Source organism: Leptolyngbya sp. DQ-M1 (assembly GCF_039962505.1).
Lineage (GTDB): Bacteria > Cyanobacteriota > Cyanobacteriia > Leptolyngbyales > Leptolyngbyaceae > Leptolyngbya.
Genome location: NZ_JAMPLJ010000001.1, coordinates 698,891 through 720,616, shown reverse-complemented (window position 1 = coordinate 720,616; position 21,726 = coordinate 698,891). Strand labels below are relative to the sequence as shown.

General features: G+C 49.6%; 12 protein-coding genes. 3 read left to right on the top strand and 9 right to left on the bottom strand.

Annotated features, from left to right (window positions below; all coding sequences use genetic code 11):
* Positions 1 to 130 precede the first annotated feature (130 nt).
* Complete coding sequence (locus tag NC981_RS03370; RefSeq protein WP_348241528.1) at positions 131 to 1,333, top strand: hypothetical protein; 1,203 nt, start codon at positions 131 to 133, stop codon at positions 1,331 to 1,333.
* A 59-nt stretch (positions 1,334 to 1,392) separates the two neighbouring features.
* On the opposite strand, the gene NC981_RS03365 is transcribed toward NC981_RS03370, so the two are convergent.
* From NC981_RS03365 to NC981_RS03350, 4 genes are all read right to left on the bottom strand, one after another.
* The gene (locus tag NC981_RS03365) at positions 1,393 to 6,771 is read right to left on the bottom strand and encodes an ATP-binding sensor histidine kinase (RefSeq protein WP_348241527.1); all 5,379 of its coding nucleotides are present in this window, start codon (positions 6,769 to 6,771) and stop codon (positions 1,393 to 1,395) included.
* Positions 6,772 to 6,878: 107 nt separating this feature from the next.
* On the bottom strand, positions 6,879 to 7,742 hold the full coding sequence (locus tag NC981_RS03360) for a M48 family metallopeptidase (protein WP_348241526.1): 864 nt from the start codon (positions 7,740 to 7,742) through the stop codon (positions 6,879 to 6,881).
* Between the two features lie 85 nt (positions 7,743 to 7,827).
* Complete coding sequence (locus tag NC981_RS03355) at positions 7,828 to 8,745, bottom strand: histone deacetylase (protein ID WP_348241525.1); 918 nt, start codon at positions 8,743 to 8,745, stop codon at positions 7,828 to 7,830.
* Positions 8,746 to 8,948: 203 nt separating this feature from the next.
* Positions 8,949 to 9,326 carry a BON domain-containing protein gene (locus NC981_RS03350; protein ID WP_190378743.1) on the bottom strand — a complete coding sequence of 126 codons (378 nt, stop codon included), beginning with the start codon at positions 9,324 to 9,326 and terminating at the stop codon, positions 8,949 to 8,951.
* A gap of 238 nt (positions 9,327 to 9,564) precedes the next feature.
* On the opposite strand from NC981_RS03350, the gene ilvN reads away from it, so the two are divergent.
* Entirely contained in the window at positions 9,565 to 10,083 is a 519-nt protein-coding gene (ilvN, locus tag NC981_RS03345) for an acetolactate synthase small subunit (protein ID WP_190378744.1), read from the top strand.
* 141 nt (positions 10,084 to 10,224) lie between these two features.
* Here the strand turns inward: ilvN and NC981_RS03340 are convergent, their stop codons facing one another.
* Positions 10,225 to 14,604 (bottom strand): PA14 domain-containing protein, encoded by a 4,380-nt coding sequence (locus tag NC981_RS03340; RefSeq protein WP_348241524.1) that lies wholly within the window; start codon positions 14,602 to 14,604, stop codon positions 10,225 to 10,227.
* A 663-nt stretch (positions 14,605 to 15,267) separates the two neighbouring features.
* Complete coding sequence (locus NC981_RS03335; protein WP_348241523.1) at positions 15,268 to 17,646, bottom strand: endonuclease MutS2; 2,379 nt, start codon at positions 17,644 to 17,646, stop codon at positions 15,268 to 15,270.
* Positions 17,647 to 17,804: 158 nt separating this feature from the next.
* Between NC981_RS03335 and sppA the strand changes: the two genes are divergently transcribed.
* A complete protein-coding gene (gene sppA, locus NC981_RS03330; protein ID WP_348241522.1) occupies positions 17,805 to 19,607 on the top strand; it encodes a signal peptide peptidase SppA in 1,803 nt (600 codons plus the stop codon).
* 109 nt (positions 19,608 to 19,716) lie between these two features.
* Here sppA and NC981_RS03325 read toward each other — a convergent pair whose 3' ends face one another.
* Genes NC981_RS03325 through NC981_RS03315 form a run of 3 tightly spaced genes read right to left on the bottom strand, consistent with a single transcriptional unit; the run spans position 19,717 to position 21,646 of the window.
* Entirely contained in the window at positions 19,717 to 20,310 is a 594-nt protein-coding gene (locus NC981_RS03325; RefSeq protein WP_348241521.1) for a Uma2 family endonuclease, read from the bottom strand.
* Between the two features lie 2 nt (positions 20,311 to 20,312).
* On the bottom strand, positions 20,313 to 20,909 hold the full coding sequence (locus NC981_RS03320; RefSeq protein WP_190378749.1) for a DUF3172 domain-containing protein: 597 nt from the start codon (positions 20,907 to 20,909) through the stop codon (positions 20,313 to 20,315).
* Positions 20,910 to 20,941: 32 nt separating this feature from the next.
* Entirely contained in the window at positions 20,942 to 21,646 is a 705-nt protein-coding gene (locus NC981_RS03315) for a hypothetical protein (RefSeq protein ID WP_348241520.1), read from the bottom strand.
* Positions 21,647 to 21,726 lie beyond the last annotated feature (80 nt).

Sequence of the window (21,726 nt, the reverse complement as noted above, 5' to 3'; positions counted from 1 at the left end):
GAAGGGACAAAACTCTCGTTCCTGTCTTATTCGCGAACCACTCCAAAAACTGACACATGCTTCGCTTGTTTTTCCCGAAGCGGTATAAGTACGGCGTGTAGCCACTAATGTATCTACCGAAACCAATTTCATGAAAGCAAAGTTCACCCAAGCGCCTCAAGCTGATGCTGCCCGGCTGACTCCCCTCCCAAATGAAACTCCTCAGAACGATCGCATCGATCAACTTGCCGAGCAACTTAAAACAGAGCTTGAAACTGAGCTAAAGCTTTCCGGCGCGACGATCGCACAAATCGCCTATCGCATCGCGACCGAAGTGGATCGCATTTGCAGCAAGAGCGATCGGATTCAAGCTTCTGGACAGGTTAATTCTTGGCAACTGACGCTCGGACGCTACCGCATTCAAAAATGTGTGCGGTTTTATCAGCTTGGTTCTCAACGGGGTCGGGTCGAACTGCATAGTAATCTCAGCACGATGGTTTACCGCCCGATCGCGCCTGCTCATTTACAATTGACTTTTCAAGCCCGCTACACCTTAATTGAAGACTTTCTTCAAGGCTTTTACACCGAAGCACTGAGAGCCTGCCGTCGTGAAAACGAACTACCAGAAAACTATCAGCCGCGCACCCGCTTAGAACTTGCAGAATATATGGCATTTACAGAGCAGTACGCGAAACGGCGCATTACCTTACCGGCGAAACAAAATCAACAATTAATCATTCTACGCGCCCAGCGATTTGCAAGCCGTCAACCGCAAGAAATTGCCGTTGATATCGAAACTGCGATGGAGACTGCAAAATCAGATGAAGTCGAAGCATATGGACGCTCTGGTGTGATCCAAATGATTCGTGAGCAGATGGTTTCAGAAAAGGTTGATCTATCGGAATCGGCATTGCGCGATCGTGTGGTCGTTGAACTGATGCGCTATCTCGAATCTCAGGGACAAAAGGACTGTGTAGACTATCTGACACTGAAGCTGCAAGATCTGTCAGTTCCAGAGATTGATGAACTGTTAGGGTTAACTCCACGCAAACGGGACTATCTCCAGCAGCGTTTTAAGTACCATGTTGAAAAGTTCACTACCTCTGGCAATTGGAAACTGGTACATGAGTGGTTAGGAGCCGATCTCGATCAGAATCTGGGATTGCCTCCGAATCAGTGGGAGACATTTCTCAATGGACTGTCTGATGAAGAACAGCACTTGCTGCAATTAAAGCGATCGGGAGCGAGTGATCAAGAAATTACTGCAATGCTCAAATGTACTTCAAAGCAACTGCAAAAACGTTGGGGAGGGCTGCTAGATTTGGCACGACAACAGCGCAATCAGGCAAAGTAAATTCGTGAATCGGTAGTGCAATGGGATGGAGAAATCTGTCCCATTTTTTCGTGCAGTTTTTAGCTTAATGCTATCGGAATTGAGATTTTGAACTCCGTGCCTTTGTCGAGTTGCGAGTTAAAGGTCAATGAACCACCATGCTTTTCCACCACAATTTGATAACAAATTGAAAGACCTAATCCGGTTCCTTTGCCTTCTGGTTTGGTGGTGAAAAAGGCTTCAAACAGATGTCGCTGCACTTCTGGCGACATTCCTGCACCATTGTCTGAAATCCGAATGATGGCGTTGTTTTCTTCTATGTGAGTTGCGATCGTAATCGTATTCGGAGCTTTTTCAATCTCTGCATATTGCTTCCCTTGGCTGGAGTCTTCCAAAGCATCGATCGCGTTTGCCAGCAGATTCATAAAGACTTGGTTGAGTTGAGCCGCAAAGCAGCGTACTTCGGGAAGGGGTTCATACTGTTTGATGATTTGGATCGCGGGACGATCGGAACTCGCTTTCAGACGATGCGACAGAATCATCAGCGTTGAATCTAATCCTTTGTGTAAATCCGCAGGCTGTTTCTCGGTGCTATCGCTGCGCGAATAGCTGCGGAGTGAGTGCATAATGTCCCGAATTCGCTCAATTCCCAGCTTCATTGAATCAATCATCTTGGGCAGATCTTCGGCGACAAATTCTAAATCCATCTGATCGATCAACTCCGCGATCTCAGCGTGAGAATTCGGGTAAATTTCCTGATATTTGCGAACTAGCCCGATCAGCTCATCGACATACTGAGTGGCATATTTGAGATTGCCGGAGATAAAGCCAACTGGATTATTGACCTCATGAGCAACTCCCGCGACCAGTTGTCCCAAGCTAGAGATTTTTTCCGTTTGGATGAGTTGAGTTTGAGTCTGCTGAAGTTGGATCAAGGACTGTTCGAGTTGCGACGCACGATCGCGCTCTCGTGCTTCAGCAATTTGCAGATTTTGGTATAAGGTGGCGTTAGAAATGGCAATGGCCATTTGAGTAGACAACAACGATAGGACTTTCCAGCGATCGCGCGTGAACGCATGAGTTAACTGGCGATGCTCCAGGTAAAAGATGCCAATTAACTGATTTTGATACTGCACAGGAAAACACAAAATTGATTTGGGCCGGTGCTTGAGGATGTAGGCATCCGTTGCAAACGTTACATCGTTTGTCGCATCGTGAATTAACTGCTTTTCTTGGGTGCGAGCAACATAGTGAATGAGCGGAACCGGAACGGCTTCCTCTAGCAAGATTGGCAGCGATCGGATCAGCGTAATTCCAGAGCGATCGCTGATGCCTTGCGCTACAACGCGCCAACGAGTCTGTTCTTGATCTGCGAAGCGATCTTCATCTCGCAGCAAAATTACTCCGATTTGCGCTCCTGCATTCTCCATCACCACTCGAATCAGCGTTTCGAGCAGTTTATCAAGCTGAATTGCTTGTGAAATCACCTCGGAAGCTTTTAGAATCGTCGCGAGATCAAGAAGCTGGGAGGTGTCGGTACTGCTTGAAGAGAGATGGGAAGCCGAGAAGGTCTGCTCGGTAGGGGTAGCATCAGTGGTGTAGATGAATTTTGAGAGTTGCGGATAGTTGCGCTCTAACTGTACAAGCTTCTCGGTCGCTCCCCAAGCTCGATAAAGATAGTAGGCTTCGAGCAAGAATGCTTGAGCAATCTTTTCTTTGCCATCTGCAATCCAAAACTTGGCAGCTTGCTCATTGATTAAAGCGATATTGGGTGTGAATTCGCTGAGAGTAGCTTGGGCGAGCGCTTGATCGTAGAGAGTGATCGCGCCGCTGCGATCGCCGGAGAGCCGTGCGATTTCTGCTTCGATGAGTTGATACTGATGCAGGAAGTTTTCAGGGCAATGCTCTGCCCAGACTTTCATCTGCTGCTGATTGTTCGATAGTTCTTGCCAGAGTTGTTTTTGCGTGCTGGAGTCGGATTTGGGATATAGAGCAGATAAGATTAAGGAATGATAGAAATTAAAAGCAGCCAGTGAGATGCAGCCTGGAATGTATTGCAGCAAGGGTTTCGCAGCTTGAATACAGTCTAAAGCCTCACTTGGACGATCGAACAGGTAGAGAACTTGTGCTTTGAAGATTTGATAAAAGCAGATGGCTGAGAAACTGGAGTGCGATCGACAGTCTTCTAAGAACTGGTTCTCCTTTAGAGCCGACAAGTTTCCCTGAAGCGTCTGGATGGTAAGCTGACAAGCAGATAACATCTCTTGAGCTAGCTGATTTTGCGTCTGCTGTACAAACTTATGATAGTCAGGAAGCTTTAGGCTCAAGCTCTCTAAATCAATCCCTTGATAAAAACAATTGACCATCTGATGAGCAATGTTATAGCCCGCAAATTGAAGTTCTCCGGATTCCAGTCCTGCTTGATAGCCTTTCATGAATATGACTGCATCTTCTTTCAAAGGGCGCACCCAATGGTTCACTGATCCACCAATCACAACACAGACTTTGCACTTCTCGGCTTGATCCTTGAAGCGCTCGGCGAGGTTTAAGCTGAGCTGCCCAAATTCATAGCCCGATTGATATTCTCCCAGCATTGCTCCAAGAATTAAGCCATACTCTGAATACCCATAGGTCGATTCTGGAAGCTGCCCATACTTCAATGAGAGATTGACCAGCTTCATCACGACAATCATCCAGAGGACATGATTCGAGAAATACGTGGGCGCACCAAGCGCAACCAGTAGCTTTGCGGCAGTTTTTTGCTCTGGAACGCTAATCTCTTTGCCGTTGAGAATCTCAGAAATCCTTCTACCACTCAGGAGTAGCTTTGCTTGGGCAAGCTCTACTTCTAGAACGGCTTCTAGATCAGTTTCTGGAAATGCGATGTCTAGGAGATCGAGTGCCTTCTGCCCAGCGACGATCGCAGCTTGATACTGGGTTTTCAGCGTGTAGACAACAATCAAAAGTTTGTACAGTTCTGCTTGCTCTAGTGCAGATTTGACATGGATCAGACTACGATCGATGAGATCTTGCGCTGCCTCAAAGTTGCCTAATAGATACTCAACTTCCGCCTGCTCCCTATGCAAGCTCAGCATTAACTCATACTGCTCCGACCAAGCATCACCTAAGATGGTTCTGGCGCTTGTGAAGTATTGTTGTGCTGCACTGTAAGCAGTTGCCTGCTTTGCTTTGTACCCAGCTTGTAGATTTAGGTTTGCAAGTTCAAGCCGTTCTTGCGGAGCCGTAATTAAAGCTTGTCCAATGTTGAAATGCTCTGTTAATTCAAAAATCAGATCATTGCGTCGCTCAACAGGCGATTTTTCGTACAACAATCGCCCAATTTGCAGATGAACCGATTGTTTTTGCGGGTTGCTAATCAGAGCGTAAGCCGCTTGCTGAATGCGATCGTGCAAGAACCGATAGTTTAAGTAGGTTAGATGAGTTGTTGCAGGGTCAATTTCAGACGCAGAGGTGGGAGCAATCATGCCAAAATCGACTGCATGACTCAGCAATTGAGTTAGCTCTACTTCAGAGCTTGGGTGAATCAGTGCAAGCGTTTTCAGGTCAAATTGATTACCGATGCAGGCTGCAAGCTGAAGAACTTGCTGAGTGTCATTCGGTAGCTTTTTGAGCTTACGGATTAATAATTCAACAATGTTATCGGTAAAGTCGATCGCCTGAATTTGCTCGATCTCCCAGTGCCAACTTCTACGATCAACATCAAACGAAAGCAGCTTTTCTTGATGCAGTGTTTTGAGTAATTCATTGATAAAAAATGGATTGCCCTCGGTCTTCTGCATCACTAACTCAGTGAGCGATTGCACCGCATCGATCGAGCACTGCATGGTATCAGAGATCAACTCAGCAACCTGCTCTGTGTTTAGGGGAGTGAGCACGATCGACTGGAGGTTCACGTTTGCCGATTGCAGTTCTGTACACAACATCATCAGCGGATGAGCAGCATCTACCTCATTGTCTCGGTATGCTCCGATTAAAAAGAGATGCTGCGTTTGCTCGTTGGTGAGCATTAGCCTGATCAGTCGCAGAGTTGCGGAGTCTGCCCACTGAAGATCGTCAAGGAAAATCACAAACGGATGGGCAGGCTGGCAAAAGACCTGAATAAAGTTTTGAAATAGACGATCGAAGCGATTTTGGGCTTCAGTCGGCGGGAGAACGGCAACTGCAGGCTGAGCATCAATTATCCATTCAAGTTCTGGAATCACGTCGATGATCACTTGCGCCTGTGTTCCTAATGCAGCAAGTAGCTGTTCGCGCCAGCGCTGTAATTCTGTTTCAGGTTCGCTGAGCAGTTGCCGCATCAGCGATTGGAATGCGACCACGATTGCAGAATACGGAATGTTGCGCTGCAACTGATCGAACTTGCCGGAGATAAAATAGCCGCGCCGCTGCACGATCGGCTTGTACACTTCCTGTACTAGCGAAGATTTACCAATGCCGGAATATCCCGTGACCAGCAAGAACTCACCGCTTGCCCTCTGTGGCACTGCAACGCGATCGAAGGCTTCAAGCAGCGTTTTAACTTCTCGGTTGCGTCCATAAAGCTTTGCAGGAATCTGAAATCGATCGCATAAATCCTGCTGCGCCAACACAAATGCTTCGATTTTCCCGTCTTGTTCGTACTGTTGCTGACAGCGTTCTAAATCATGTTTCAGACCAATCGCGCTTTGATATCGATCTTCTGCGGTTTTTGCCATTAGCTTCAGCACGATCGCAGACAGCATTTCTGGCACGTCAAAATTTAGCTCAGTGGGTGAGATTGGCTGTCTTGCTAAGTGACAATAGACCAGTTCTAACGGATCATGCGACTCAAAAGGTAGACGCTGTGTTAGAAGTTGATAGAACGTGACTCCAAGCGAATAGAAATCAGTGCGATAGTCGATTTCTCGATTCATTCGCCCGGTTTGCTCTGGAGATAGATAAGCTAGTGTTCCTTCTAGGCGAGCTGGATTGATTAGAGACTGGGTTTCTGCTTGCAGAACTGTTGCAATGCTAAAGTCAGTAATTTTAACTTGTTTGGTTTCTGGATTGATTAGTAGATTTGCCGGTTTAATATCTTTATGAATGATGTTGTGTTGATGCAGTTGAGCGAGAATTTGTGCGACTTGGATCGCGATCGCCAGAAACTCGCTTAAGCTCGGTGCATGGTGTTCGTAATATTGCTTGAGTGAAACTGCACCAAAATCCTCTAGCACCAGTGCTAAAGCAGTTCCATAACTCTCGATACAGTAAGAGCGAACGACTCCGGGCAAATTGAGCCGCTCCGATAGGGTAAACTGCTTGCGAAAGATTGCCAGTTCTCTGGATGTCGGATACTGACCTTTGAGAAACTTAATAGCAACAGGATGCTGATCGCGCGATCGGCATCCTCGATATACGACAGTTTTTGTACTTTCGTAGATCTTTTCGTTCAGTTGGTATCCAGGAAGTACAGGTAACATTTCGCACTTGCTTCAGTCTCAATGGGTTTAGACTGCCCACGAATTCAACCAAAGCAACGACTCCTTAACTCCTTCAATTTCTTCAATTGAAGAATGAGCGAAGTGGCTTACCAATTACGCCATCCGCCTCTACTTGCTTCTTTGGTTCGCTCAGCAATCAAGGACTGGTATTCTTGCGAGCTTGCCCAGCGATCGATTTCTCGCGCTCTTAAAACCGGAACGGGGTGCGACAACTGTACAGTTTGCAGTTGTTTGAGCATTTCTCCCATCTCGGTTTTGCTGATATCGTCGTAGGCACGAGCTTGAGCGATGAACGCATCTAGGTTTAATTGCTTCACCAAACTGGGTGATCCGCCTGTAAGTTTCATCATCACTGACATTGTGATTCTTGGATTTTGAGTGGCGAGCAGGGCGGCACGATCGCAGGTAAATTCGGCACAGCGTACCCAATTCATGATTTGAGCCTGCAAGCCTTGGGTAATCACACCGCCGATCGGGAAAGGTAGCTGACCGGCTGCGAGGACTAATACATTGGCGAGTGTCAGATAGACACTGTGATCGCACTTAAGATGTCCGAGTTCGTGAGCAATCACGGCTTGAATTTCTTCGGGCGTGAGCAATTCGATTAGCGAAGTGTGCATCACGATAAACGGCTGCCTGCCCCGCATGGCGAAGGTGTAGGCGTTGGGAACAGGATGCTGACGCACGTAAAGCTGAGGTGCTTCGAGATCAAGAATGCGGCTGGCTTCGATCAAGAGTTTGTGCAGATCCGGCAACTGCTGTTCGCTCACGAGAATGCTGGAGGCGATATTTTCTAGGTAAAAGAATTGCTCTGCTACCGGGCCTAATAATGTGCGGATTGCAAGATCCAGTCCTGGCAACTGCTTCAGGGCGTTCGTTGCTTCGAGATCGAGGGGATGGCGGAACTGGTCGGCTTTTAGCCCGATGAGCGTTGACTTGGGAAAGGACATAAGCCACCGTGAGAATACAGACTGTTGCTGATTCAGTATAGCGATTCCGCCGTCATCCCTGTCAAAACAGTAGGGGGGCGTTCCTCTATGATTGCAAACAAGCCCCGATCGTTGCCACAACCGATCGTCCTAATGTGGGATAGTCATATCCGCCCTCTAAGCCAAACACAATTCGTCGGGTAACTCCCAAGCAATATTGCGTAAACAATTGGTAGTTCTCTGGTTTCAGCGAAATTCCTGACAATGGATCAGCATGATTTGCATCATACCCCGCACTGATAATCAGTAGATCTGGCTGAAACTCACTGAGAAATGGAATCACTTTTTGCTCAAACAGCGGTTGATAGTCTTCGATCGTGCTTCCGGGTGCGATCGGCAAATTCAGGACATTCTGATGTAAGCCTGTTTCTGAAGAATGACCTGTACCCGGATATTGCGGTGACTCATGCAGCGAACAAAACCGGATTTTGGGATTGGTTTCAACGATCGCTTGTGTGCCATTCCCGTGATGCACATCCCAATCGAGAATACAGACGCGCTCTAGTCCCTGTGCCAAAGCAGCATAAGCGGCGATCGCAGCATTGCTAAATAAACAAAATCCCATTCCTTCATCCGCAACGGCGTGATGTCCGGGTGGACGCGCTATTACAAAACAGGGTTCACCAGATGCGATCGCAGTTTCTACTCCATCAATCCAAGCATTGACCGCCAGCATCGCTACTTCAAAACTGCGCGGACAGATGATCGTATCGCCATCAATATAGCCGCCACCCCGATTCGCCAAGAGTCGAACTTGCTCAAGATAGCGGCGATCGTGAATCAACTGCATTAGGGGCAGGGGCGATCGAGCTTCAACGGGAGTGGGCGATTTCCATTCGAGTTGATTTGCCCAAGGTGCAGATTTAAGCGCAGCCCGAATCGCAGTCAACCGTCCAGCATTTTCAGGATGAAAATCGCCCGTATCATGCAGCAGAAACTCATCGGAATAGATCACCGGGAACATAGGCGCGATCGGAAATGGAGAGCAAGATTTTAATATAGCAATCTTAGAAGAGCGATCGGCTTAGCCTCTATAGCGATCCGGTTTGAGCTGTGAACGCTAAAAGGAGTAGGAGACACCCCGCTCCCCACTCCCTACGCTCCACCCCACATGAAAAAAACCTCCAGCGGTCGAGAGCTGGAGGTCTTCTTGATTCAACGCATCAATTAACCCACTTGAACCTGGTTTGTATCCACTGCCGTTGCACCATTGACGTTATTTGCAACGCTCACCATTTTGTTCAACACATCCTGGCTTGGAACACTGCCTTTTAACACCACAGTCGTTCCCAACTGCGCCACCCAAAGCGTATTGATATCATCTAGCTGACTATCTTGATCAAACGCCAAAGCGACCCGCTTCGCCAAACCGCTTTGATCATACTCGCCATTCAAACCAACTCGCTCTGGTGGAATCGTGTCTCCGGGAGAGACTTGAGCCTCTGGAGGCGCAGAAGCTGCTGCGTCTGGCGCAGGCTGACCGCTGACCGCTTGCTCCGGATTCTGAGGCTTCTCCATGCCAAAAAGTCTTTGTAACCAACCCATAACAATTCTGACTCCAAATATCACGATACACAGTGGAATTGAACGATCGAGCCACTGCAATATTCATCGCTCCAGAGAAGGATTGCAGCGGAATACAGAACGCAATTCAACTAATTTCTGCTGTATCGACAAAAATTTTCTAACTCAGATTTTTTCGGAAATTCTTCGACTTCTGGCTGGACAAGACCGAACCAATGTCGCACGATAGAAGGAACTAAATGTTACTAGGAATACAGCAATGAAGCATACGCTCTCGGTTTTGGTAGAAGATGAAGCCGGAGTTCTGACTCGGATCGCAGGATTGTTCGCCCGACGCGGATTTAATATTGAAAGTCTGGCTGTGGGTCCGGCTGAGCAAATCGGCGTTTCGCGGATCACGATGGTGGTGCCGGGAGACGATCGCGTGATCGAACAGTTGACCAAGCAGCTTTATAAGCTGATCAATGTGATTAAAGTTCAAGACATCACAGAAGTTCCCTGTGTCGAACGCGAACTCATGCTGCTGAAGGTGAATGCAGGCAGTTCGACGCGATCGGAAATCGTCGAACTGGCGCAAATTTTCCGGGCGCGAGTGGTGGATGTGGCAGAAGATTCACTCACGTTAGAGGTCGTTGGCGATCCCGGAAAAATAGTGGCGATCGTGCAGGTACTACAAAAATTTGGGCTGCGCGAGATTGCTCGCACTGGCAAAATCGCGCTCAGCCGCGAATCTGGCGTGAATACAGAATTTCTCAAATCGCTTGAAGCGAAAGTGTAAATCCGAAAGAGCAATCAACAAAAGCAATCAACAAAAAAGAGCAATCAACAAAGCAGGGCTGGAGAGATCTAGCCCTGCTTTGTTGTCTGGGATCAACCGAGGTCAAGCCTGCGACAGACCTGCCGCAGACTTACATCACTACTACACCGGAATCCAACGACCGACTTCACCTGATACCAAGCTTGCATAGTACAGGTTACCGTCAGCACCCGTTCTGATTTGTCCCAAGCCAAACATGAACTCAGCAAATCGTCGCTGATCCACCACTGCACCCGATGAATCAAAGGACAGCGCATCGACTGTTCCCTTACTCATGTCCGTGATGATCAAGTTACCGTTGTAGAAGTCGCCAACGTTGATGGCGTTACCACCGCCACCATAGTGTCGGTACGAATAAAGCGGATTTGTCACCGTCTCACCCCCGCCATTCGCCATGAACGCTTGAACGCTGGGGAGTCTATCATAGCCACCTGCTCTGTCAGGGCCTTCATACGCCACCCAGCCAAAGTTCTCGCCGCCTCGTCCGGTGTTGACTTCCTCCCATTGCGCCCAGCCGACATCGCCAATGTAGGTTTGTCCATTGGTCGGGTTAATCGTGAAGCGGAACGGATTTCGCAAGCCATACTGCCAGATCTTCGATCGATTACTTTGGGCATTGCCATCAAAGAATGGATTCGAGGATGGCGCAGCTCCTGTAATCGGATCAATCCGCAAAATCTTACCGGACAAGTTGTCGAGCGTTAAGCTGCGGAAGGCTCGTGGATCGACATCATTGTAGGAAGCACCGTCGCCGTTACTCACATACAAGTAACCATCATTGCCAAATCTCACTGTGCCAACTGTATGCGATTCACTATCGATAATCAGGAAGTCCTGAACGTAGTTGCCATTCGCATCTCGACCTGATTCCGGGATAAAGAAGTTGTTGGTGCCGTTATCGCCCGGATTGCTGATGTACTGCCAAACGCTATTTCGACCTAAGATGACTTCTTCGCTGCGCCGATCGATCGATACGACTCCGTTGTTGATGGTTGCCGTAAATCGTCCTAACCGTGCTGTCCGGTTGCCCACTGCATCCGGTCGCTCTAATTCAGGGACAAAGCCTGATCTGCGGGTTTCGGGCGGATCATACGAGTACATCAAATAAACATACGGGCTGCCATTGAAGAACTCTGGATGTACGGCAAGACCGAGCAAGCCACGATCGCGGGGGCTGTTGACAATATCGGAAATATCAACGGCTGGGGTTTGTTGCAGCACCCCATTGCGAGCCACGCGGACGACACCATTCTTCTGAGCGACGAACATATATTCACCGCCCGGTGTCCAATCGAATGCGGTCGGCTGCAAGAGTCCTGAAATCACGGTTTGACGATCGACGTTGCCGAAGTCGTTATCTGCGATCGACAGAGTTGCGGTGCCCTGAGTGCCCAAGCTGCCGGAGAACGGATTGCTCAGGGTGAGATTGACGGTTTCGTTGCGTTCGCTGTCACCATCATCGCGGATTGCGATTGTGAAGGTCTTACTGGTTTCACCTGGTGCAAAGGAGAGCGTGCCAGCCGTTGCAGTGTAATCTGAGCCAGCCGTTGCAGTCCCATTGCTGGTAGCGTAGCTAATGCTGCCAGCCGTCGAGGTAGACCCACTGCGCTGAACGGTGATGGTTGCCGTTCCCGCGTTTTCGTTTTCGTTGAAGACCGCCGCGCTAAATGTATAGCTAGTCGGCGCGTCATTATCAATGATCGTAATCAGCGAGGTGCGGTTAATCCCCAGTGCTGCGCCCGAAGTTTCTCCTAACCCAAAGCCGAAACTTTCGCTGCCTTCTTCAATGTTGTCATTGAGAATCGGGATGGTTACCGTTTTGCTGGTTTCTCCCGCTGCAAACGTGAGTTGACCTGCGGTGGCAGTGAAGTCTGTTCCCGCTCTGGCGCTCGCTTCTCCGGTGGTGTAGCGCACCGTTGCGACCCCATCGCTACCGCTGACTCGATCGATGCGGATCGAAACGGTTCCGGCATCTTCGTTCACGGTGACGCTGTTCGTTCCGATGACGAGTGTACCGGGATTGGTCGAGAAGACATTGCTGTAAAGCTGCGATTGCGGAATGATTTGACGGGCTTGATTGGCGCTAAACCAGCCGAGCTGTGCGACTGCATCGTAGCCGTTCTCGAAATACTCCATCACAATGTCATAGCGCTGTCCGGCTTGAAGCGCGATCGTGCCGGTGCGCTCAGTTGCGGATTGATCCGCAAAGCTGTCGATAATGAGTTGACCATTCACAGACAGCCGTACCCCATCATCAGTGGTGGTGAAGAAGGTGTATGTATCGTTGTGAAGAGGCTGAACTTGACCCGTCCAACGGACTGAGAAGGTGTCAGGAGCAATGTTGGGATCAGGTGAACTTTCTGCCCAATTAAAGTTAATGTTGGCATCAGTCCGAGCAAATTTGAAGGCTGTGAAGTCGATGTTGTCGAAGTATTCGCCTCGTAAACCGTTGCCGGTGCCAGTGGGCGGAGGAGTTGGAGTGGTGGGCGGAGGTGTGGGGGTTGTAGTAGTAGAGCTAAACAGTTGAGACTGTGGAATGATTTGCTGTGTAAAGCCAGGTACTGACCAACCGAGGAACGCCGCCGCCGCACCGCGATTCTCGAAATACTCCATGCGGATGTCGTAGCGCTGTCCTGCAACTAGCGCGATCGACCCTGTACGCTCTGTCACTGACTGATCCGCAAAGCTGTTGATCACCAGTTGATTGTTGACAAACAGGCGGACTCCATCATCAGTGGTGGTGAAGAATTGATAGGTTCCAGACGTGGGTGCGAGCACCTGACCTGTCCAACGTACCGAGAAAGTGTCATCTCCGATGCCTGCGGCGGGTGAGCCTTGTCCCCAGTCAAAGTTCACTGTGGTATCAGTGCGCGTCAGGATGCGATTGGTGAAGTCGATGTTGTCGAAGTATTCGCCCAGTAGACCATTACCGGTGCCAGTGGGCGGAGGAGTTGGAGTGGTGGGCGGAGGAGTTGGAGTGGTGGGAGCAGTGCTAAACAGTTGAGACTGCGGAATGATTTGCTTCGTAATGCCTGGCCCTGACCAACCGAGGAACGCTGCAGCCGCAATGCTATTCTCGAAATACTCCATGCGGATGTCGTAGCGCTGCCCTGCAACTAGCGCGATCGACCCTGTACGCTCTGTCGCTGGCTGATCCGCAAAGCTGTTGATCACCAGTTGATTGTTGACAAACAGGCGGACTCCATCATCAGTGGTGGTGAAGAATTGATAGGTTCCAGATGTAGGTGCGAGCACCTGACCCGTCCAGCGGACTGAGAAAGTATCAGAGGCAATGCCAGTCGCGGGTGAGCCTTGTCCCCAGTCAAAGTTCACTGTGGTATCAGTGCGCGTCAGGATGCGATTGGTGAAGTCGATGTTGTCGAAGTATTCGCCCAGTAGACCGTTACCGGTGCCAGTGGTTGGAGGAGTTGGAGGTGTGGGGGTTGTTGTGGTAGAGCTAAACAGTTGAGATTGCGGAATGATTTGCTTCGTAATGCCTGGCCCTGACCAACCGAGGAGCGCCGAGGCATCATAGCCATTCTCGAAATACTCCATGCGGATGTCGTAGCGCTGTCCTGCAACTAGGGCGATCGACCCTGTACGTTCCGTCGGCGGCTGATCTACGAAGCTGTTGATTACGAGCTGGTCATTGACAAACAGGCGGACTCCATCATCAGTGGTGGTGAAGAATTGATAGGTTCCAGATGTAGGTGCGAGCACCTGACCTGTCCAACGTACCGAGAAAGTGTCATCTCCGATGCCTGCGGCGGGTGAGCCTTGTCCCCAGTCAAAGTTCACTGTGGTATCAGTGCGCGTCAGGATGCGATTGGTGAAGTCGATGTTGTCGAAGTACTCACCCTGCAGTCCGTTACCATCCGCAAGAATGCCTGTGTACTGAGCGAGTAAATTAGAATCAAACGGTAAAGCCGCCTCGATCGTCGAGGTGGACGTTTCAAGTATCCAGTTCCCACCGCGATCTGCACTTCCAGTTGCATCTGCTGAAGCAGCAACATCAGCCCCAGTGAGTTCGCTTAGAACTGTAATCAGCGAAGTATTGCCATCTGCAACATTACAACCGTACAGCAGGATATCTGCATCGGTAGACAGAGCATTTGACCAACTTCTCAGCTTGTCGCTGTAGCTAGAGATCGTACCGAGGTCAAGAGCCGCCTTGCCGAGTTCAATACTGCTAATGCTGCCGTGAGAGAGGATGTGAACACTATCTAAGTTTTGATATCCAGCGAGGACTCCGCTGATTTGGTCGATTCCGTCTGTGTTGGCATTGAGCAATACGACCTGTGTCCCACTGATTACGCTGGCAGCGAGACTCTGAGCATTTTCAACGGCTGAATCGATGAATACCAAGCGATTCGACGAACTCGATCGCGCCGTTTCCAGATTGGCGGAGTCGAACGGGGAACTACTAGGAGATTGAGGATAACTTAAGTCTAAGAGATTTGACGAATTAGAAGAACTCTGCATTTCGCTTCATACGTGAAAACGACAGGACTGGCGGGCCCGACCCGGCACGAGAGCGCGATCGCGATGCTCGTTACCTAAATTCAGGCAGGTAAAATTCAGCCAACTCATTCGAGCGGCTTTGCAACCTACACACACATAAGGCGGGTCGCGACGAGAACAAGATGAATCAATCGAGTATCAGGAGCGGTCAATCGAGTATGTTGAACACTACAGCGCTAGATTTCAGGTCTAGATGGCTATGGTGTTCGATGCGCGTGAGACCCACAGAAAATGCGTGAACTGATCTACAAGAGATCAATTCGCGTGGGAGAGTCGGCGCTAATGTGCCGCTGTCTCAAATCCTGCTGGCGAAGCTAGACTCGCTCAGTGCATCACGAAATGCTGGTTTGTAGGATTGTTTTGATATTTGCGCCCCTCGAAACTAACATTGTTTCGGAAAATACTTAAGTGCTTATACGTGACTTTAACGAAATTTCAAGAGGATATTCTGTTTTGTAAGAATTACAAGTAGTCAGTGCGAAGCGATATCGCCTGAGATGCCTGGTTTTGCTAATCTATGACCGCCATATCTTATCTTCATGATGAAAGCATCAAGAAAAATCGATCGACATGAAGAAACCGAGAAATTACACAGACTCCCGGTTTAAAGTAAAAGCTGACTACTTAGATCGGGTAGGCGATCGTGACTCCGCTTCCGCCATCAGCGCGATCGGCGAGTTCAAAGCGATCGACCCGTGGGTGACGTTTGAGAAACTCGTGGACACCCTGCCGCAGCTTGCCCGTTCCATGTCCGTGAATAATCCAGATCGGAGTTTGCGCTTCTGAGATCGCTTTATCGAGCACGATCTCGGCATCGGCGACACGACTGCCGCGAATATCGAAGGTATTGCGATCGGTGCGAATGACCGGGGTAGGAGCGGCAGGCGGGGGAGGCGGAGCGGCTTTTGGTTTCGGTTCGGGCTTCGGTTCGGGTTTGGCGACCTTTTCACCGGTGAGTGATTCGATGTCGCCGATCGGAAGCGTCATCTTCATCAAGCCAAACCGCACGACTAATTCATCGTCTCCTGCAAGTTCCAGCACTTCGGCGGTTTGACCCAAGCGGGGAATGCGGACGCGATCGCCGATTTGGGGACGATAGCCGGGTTTCGGTTTTTGCGGTTGCTGGCGAGAGGGCAGATGCTTCTGAGCTAAGTGATTGAGCGATTCTGTCGCCTGCTGAGCCTCTTGAGCCGTCGCGCTGCCTTTTTGAAGATTGCGAATCACTTTAGCGATTTCACCTTTCGCTTGGGCAATCGCGTCTTGAACGGCGCGTTCTTGAGCTTGCTGTAAGTCGCGTTCTCGATCGCGCAGGCTTGCCGCTTTTGCTGAGACTTCTGCGTAGAAGCGTTCGGCTTGCTGCAAGAGCTGTGCGGCTTCTTTGGCTTTGGTTTCTTGAGCGCGGCGCTGCGATTCGAGTCCTGCGATCACTTGGTTGACATCTTCGGCTGCGCCCCCGACTTGGGTTTGAGCAGACTCAATAATCTCTGGCTTCATGCCCAAGCGCCGAGCGATCGTTAAGGCGTTCGATCGTCCGGGAATGCCCCAGAGCAATCGATAAGTCGGAGAAAGGGAGACATCATCGAACTCAACCGAAGCATTTTCAAAGCGATCGTCTTCGTATTTCAAGGCTTTGAGTTCGCCGAAGTGCGTGGTGGCGATCGATAGCTTTGCGTGGTCAGCGAGGTAGTTCAGCAACGCGATCGCGAGTGCGCTACCTTCGGTTGGATCGGTTCCGGCTCCCACTTCATCGAGTAAAACGAGTGAGTTTGAAGATTCTGTTAAGGCTTCGATAATGCGGCTAATGCGGCGAATGTGTCCGGAGAAGGTAGAAAGGCTTTGTTCTAGGGATTGTTCGTCACCGATATCGGCTAGAACTTGCTCGAACCAGGGTAGTTCAACAGGTTCACGCGCCGGGACAAACAAGCCAGCTTTCGCCATCAACATGGCTAAGCCCATTGTTTTGAGCGTGACGGTTTTTCCACCTGTGTTAGGTCCGGTAATCGCTACCACCCGGATTTGCGGCTGAATCACTAAGTCAACCGGAATCACCGATCGACCTTGTTCTTGCTGCTGCTGCCACACAAGCAAAGGATGTCTTAACTGTCGCAATACGATCGCCTCATTGGTAAATCGCGGCGGGTTTGCTTTTAGCCAATAGCTATAGCGCGATCGAGCGGCAGCTAAATCGAGTGCGGTACAGATTGCGAGTAACCGTTCGAGGTCATCTTTGGCGATCGCAACTTGTTCTGTCAAGGCGCGTCGAACCGCTTCTTCTTCGGTTTGTTCTTGTCGCAGGAGTTGACGCAGTTGATTATTGAGCGGCACAGTCGGATGCGGTTCCACATATAACGTTGCACCACTCATCGACACATCATGCACAATGCCAGAGATCACGTCTTTGTGCGTTGCCTTCACAGGAATTACAAATCGCCCATCGCGCTGGGTGATTACTTGTTCCTGAACCGCACTGGCTTGTCGCTGCATGGTTCGTTGCAGCATTTCGTACACGCGATCGCGCACTTGTTTTTGTTGCGATCGAATCTCTGCGAGCTTCGGGCTGGCACGTTCGCTCACTTTCCCATCATCATTAATGCAGCGATAAATCTCCTGCTCGATTTCTGGATAAGTCCGGAGTTCTGCCACTAATTCAGTCAGAATCGGAAAATCGTCTTGACTGTCGATCGTGCGCCTGAGCGTCCTGGCACCCGAAAGCGTCGTTGCGATCGACAACAGTTCCACGCCTGAAAGAATTCCATTGAGTGCGGCTCTTTCCAGCGCATCTCCAATGTCCTCAATGCCCTCGAAGCTCAATCCGTTTGCGAGCTGCGATTCTAGAGTGTAAACTTCTTCAGTTTGAGCGAGTAGACGTTCGGTTTCAGCTTGAGTGGTCGGAATTTTGAGCGCCCGAAGCGCGATCGCTCCTAATTTTGTCGAAGCAAAGGTCGCCAGATGCTGACACAGGCGCGACCATTCCAATAGTTCTAAAGTCTCAGTTTGAATCAAGGTTAGGAATCAAGAGAAGGCTGCACTTCTTTATTCTAGAAGGTTCTGATTGAACGATCGCGGCTCCAGGGGCTTTGATAACTTGATTCCGTAATCTTCTGATTCTTAAAAAGAGATGTAGCATAGAGTGGCGACATCTTCGATGCTTCTCTAAAGATATGCGTGACTTTCTCAAACAGACCCTCGCCACATTGCTTGCGCTGTTCATTTTCCTGGGCGTGAGTGTGGGTGGTCTTTTGCTGCTGCTGATCTCACTCTCGATGCTAGCAAGCCGCGACACAACTCCCACGGTTCGAGATAAGTCGGTGCTCGTCTTCGATATGGCACAAACGATCACAGATGCGCCTGCAAGTTCTAGCACCCGTGAAGTGTTAAACGATGCAATTTCTGGAACTCGCCCGAATACGGTGAGCTTGCGATCGGTACTCGACTCGATCGACGAAGCCGCCAAAGATAGTCGAATTGTCGGAGTTTATCTCAGTGGTAGCAATGGAAGTAGCGACACAGGTTACGCGACGCTGCGGGAAGTCCGCCAAGCTTTAGAGCGCTTCAAAGCAAGCGGCAAAAAGATCTTTGCTTACGATGTCGACTGGCAAGAGCGCGAATATTATCTCGGTTCGATCGCCGATACGATCGCGGTGAATCCAGTCGGCAGTGTCGAACTGAATGGACTCAGTTCTGAAGGACTTTATTTTGCTAGAGCCTTACAGAAATTTGGCATTGGATTTCAAGTGACGCGAGTTGGAAAGTTCAAGTCTGCGGTCGAACCCTTTTTACAAAACCGTCGAAGTGCTGCCGATCGAGAACAAACGCGCAAATTACTCTCAGATATTTGGACGGAGTTTCTCAGCACTACAGGTAAATCTAGAAGCCTTGCTCCTAAGCAACTGCAAGCGATCGCTGATCGATCTGGGCAAGTTGAGCCACAGGATGCAGTGAAAGCAAAACTGGTCGATCGAGTTGCCTACGCTGATGAAATGACTGCGGAGTTGAAAAAGCTCACGGGACAAGATGACGACACCAAATCATTTCGGCAAGTGAGCTTAAAAACCTATGCTCAAGTCGCGGAAAACAAGCGCGACTCAAAAACGAGCCGAAATCAAATCGCAGTCGTCTATGCCGAAGGTCAAATCGTTAATGGTCAAGGGGGGGCTGGGCAAATTGGCGGCGATCGTTTAGCGAAACAACTGCGGGATTTGCGATTTGATGATGATGTGAAAGCTGTTGTCTTGAGAGTTAATAGTCCAGGCGGAAGTGCGACCGCTTCAGAAATTATTCAGCGAGAAGCCATTCTGACCAATCAGAAAAAACCTGTGATTGTGTCGATGGGCAATGTTGCGGCATCCGGTGGCTATTGGATTTCAACCTATGCCAGCCAAATCTTTGCAGAACCCACCACGATCACAGGCTCGATCGGTGTATTCGGCGGGCTGCCCAACATTCAGCAAATTGCAAATCAAAATGGCTTTAATTGGGATGTGGTAAAAACTGCTCGCTTTGCGGATAGCCGCACGATTTCACGCCCGAAATCACCAGAAGAGCTAAAGATTATTCAAACCTCAGTCGACCGCATCTATGACCAGTTTTTGACCAAAGTCGCGAAGTCGCGCAAGCTAGAGAAATCCAAAGTTGCGGAGATTGCTCAAGGTCGGGTCTGGTCAGGCAATCAGGCTAAATCGATCGGTCTTGTCGATCAAATCGGTGGACTTGAAGATGCGATTCGAGCGGCGGCAGAACGCGCAAAACTGGGGAACGATTGGCAAATTGACGAATACCCAAAACCCCGATCGTTTGAAGAACGCTTGATCGAAACGCTGACGGGAGCGATGGTGAATGAACCTGCGATCGATCCACTCACGAGCGAGGCGAAGAAACTTCAGACGCAGTTAGAGAGCCTAAAATCGCTGAACGATCCGCATGACATCTATCTACGGATGCCGTTTGATTTGTCGATTCGATGAGGCTCTACTGGATCTGCTAAGGAAACGCGATCGCCGCCCCCACTCCGCAGCGCACCTAGCACTTTGACGACTCTTATTCAGAGTCATATTCACGTCCATCATTGGGGGATTAGCGATCGCGCATTGCTTGCTGAAAGACCCGAACTGCTTCACCCGCGTCCGTTTCAGCCATCAAAATACAGCGCCTCAACAAGTCAATATCAAGATCTGCGAGTTCCTCAAACTGACTACGATCGCACCGCTCATAGCCATCCGTGCCAAGGTGATAAAAGCGCAGTACCCCATCTTGCCAGAACCAAACTTCTGCGACACCAAGCGCCTGATAGCGTTTGAGCTTGTTTGCGCCACCGCTCGTGAAGACCACTTCAATCGATAAATCAGGAATCGGCTTAACGCGCCCTAAACAGTAAGATTGATCGGCTTGAGCGGATGCGGTTCCTTCTTGCTCTTGGGTCATCGCCCCTGTCGGCTGAAAAAAGATCCCCTTCTGTGCCAGAAAGAGTGTGACCAAACAGCCGATGATATGTCCAAAAATTTCGTGATCGCGTCCAGGCATGATTAGCTCGATCGTTCCGTCGTAATAAAACAGACGAACCCCGCGTGAGTGTTCAAATCCCTTTTGGATGGATTTGAACTGCTCCCACGTTCCAGGCACAACAATGTGCTGATCCGGTGTTGTGATTTTTAGCGGGGTTTGCGTCATGGTTAGAACTGATCGTCGTTACCGAGGGTCGGGGTGGAAGCGCCACCTAAAAAGAGGTTCTTAGCGTTATCGCTCTGGTAGACGCAATCGATCGTCACTTTATCTTTGTTGTCGAGATTGCCGATGTAGCCAAAGGTATTCATCTTCTGACGACATTCACGGCTTTGCTCGGCAGTCAGCAGTTTGCGCTGTTCTAGCACTGACCAGTTGGCGCGTCTGATGATGCAGGCAGGTTCCATTCCCGCTTGTGCCACAAAGACCTTGAAGGGATTGAGCGTTACATAAAGGCGGGTACTCACCGCCATCGCGCTGGCTCCGTTTTGGATACAGATTTCGGGGTTGGGGGCTTGCTGGTCGATTTGAAGGTTTGTGACTACGCTAGTTGGGTTGGTTGGAGTCGCAGCGCTGAAGGCAATTCCGACACCAATCCCTAAGACGAAAATGCCTGCAAGCACCGCAATTACGGTGGCGTTAAACCATGAAGGATTGTTATTGTTCACAGGTTTTCCTCGCTTGGGTTCGGGGGGCAGATATTCATCGTCTCGATCGTAGTCGTTGTAGCGATCGTTGTAGGAATTGTTGCGGGGTCTGCGCTTCATAAGTGAGAAATTGAGAAGGGTTGGATTCTATTCTAGCGGCTCAAGCCTTGGCTTTCTTTCAGGAGGTCATAATACGCTTGGGTGGTGTCTTTCATGAATTGATATTCTGCTTTGACGCGCTCGTATTGGGCATCGAGAGGAACGTGCAGATCGAGCAGTAGGTCTGGATTGAAGTCTGCAATTCTTGTTCCAATTAAGGTTTCTCGCACGATGCGGACGTAGACTTCGCTGAGTTCATCGACTTTCTTAATGAGCTTATTAGTTTCATCGATCGCTTTTTCGTAGATTTCTAACTGCGACGAATAAAAATCAGAAACCGCAACTAATTTCGCAATTTTGTTAATCTTCTCAAACTGCTTTTCGAGCGCGATCGTATCGAATTCCAGTTTCAAATGCTCTTTCATAATCGGCGCGAGTTCTGCCATGACGCGGATTTTGTTTTGACGATCGGTGCGCGACAGGATGACGGGGGTAACCGAGCTTAAGCTGTGCCAGGAGTAAATATATTCGACATCGCCTGCGTCGGTGATGGTGGGAAACACGACTTGAACGCGATCGGGAGCGCGAAACCGATGTGGCACAGCAAAGTTTCCCAACGGCAAGTTCGGGTAGCGGTCTTCGGCTCCTTTGACAATCACGACATCACTATTGCGGATCGTCCGAATCTGATAATTCTGGTACTGCAAATATAGATATGCGATTAGACCCATAAATAGAAAAACCAGCAGTAAACTCACCGCAAGATCTCCAGACTTTATTAGTTTATTGTGGCGAATTTGATCGCGATCTTGCCATCGGGGTAGAGATTAGAGTGCGT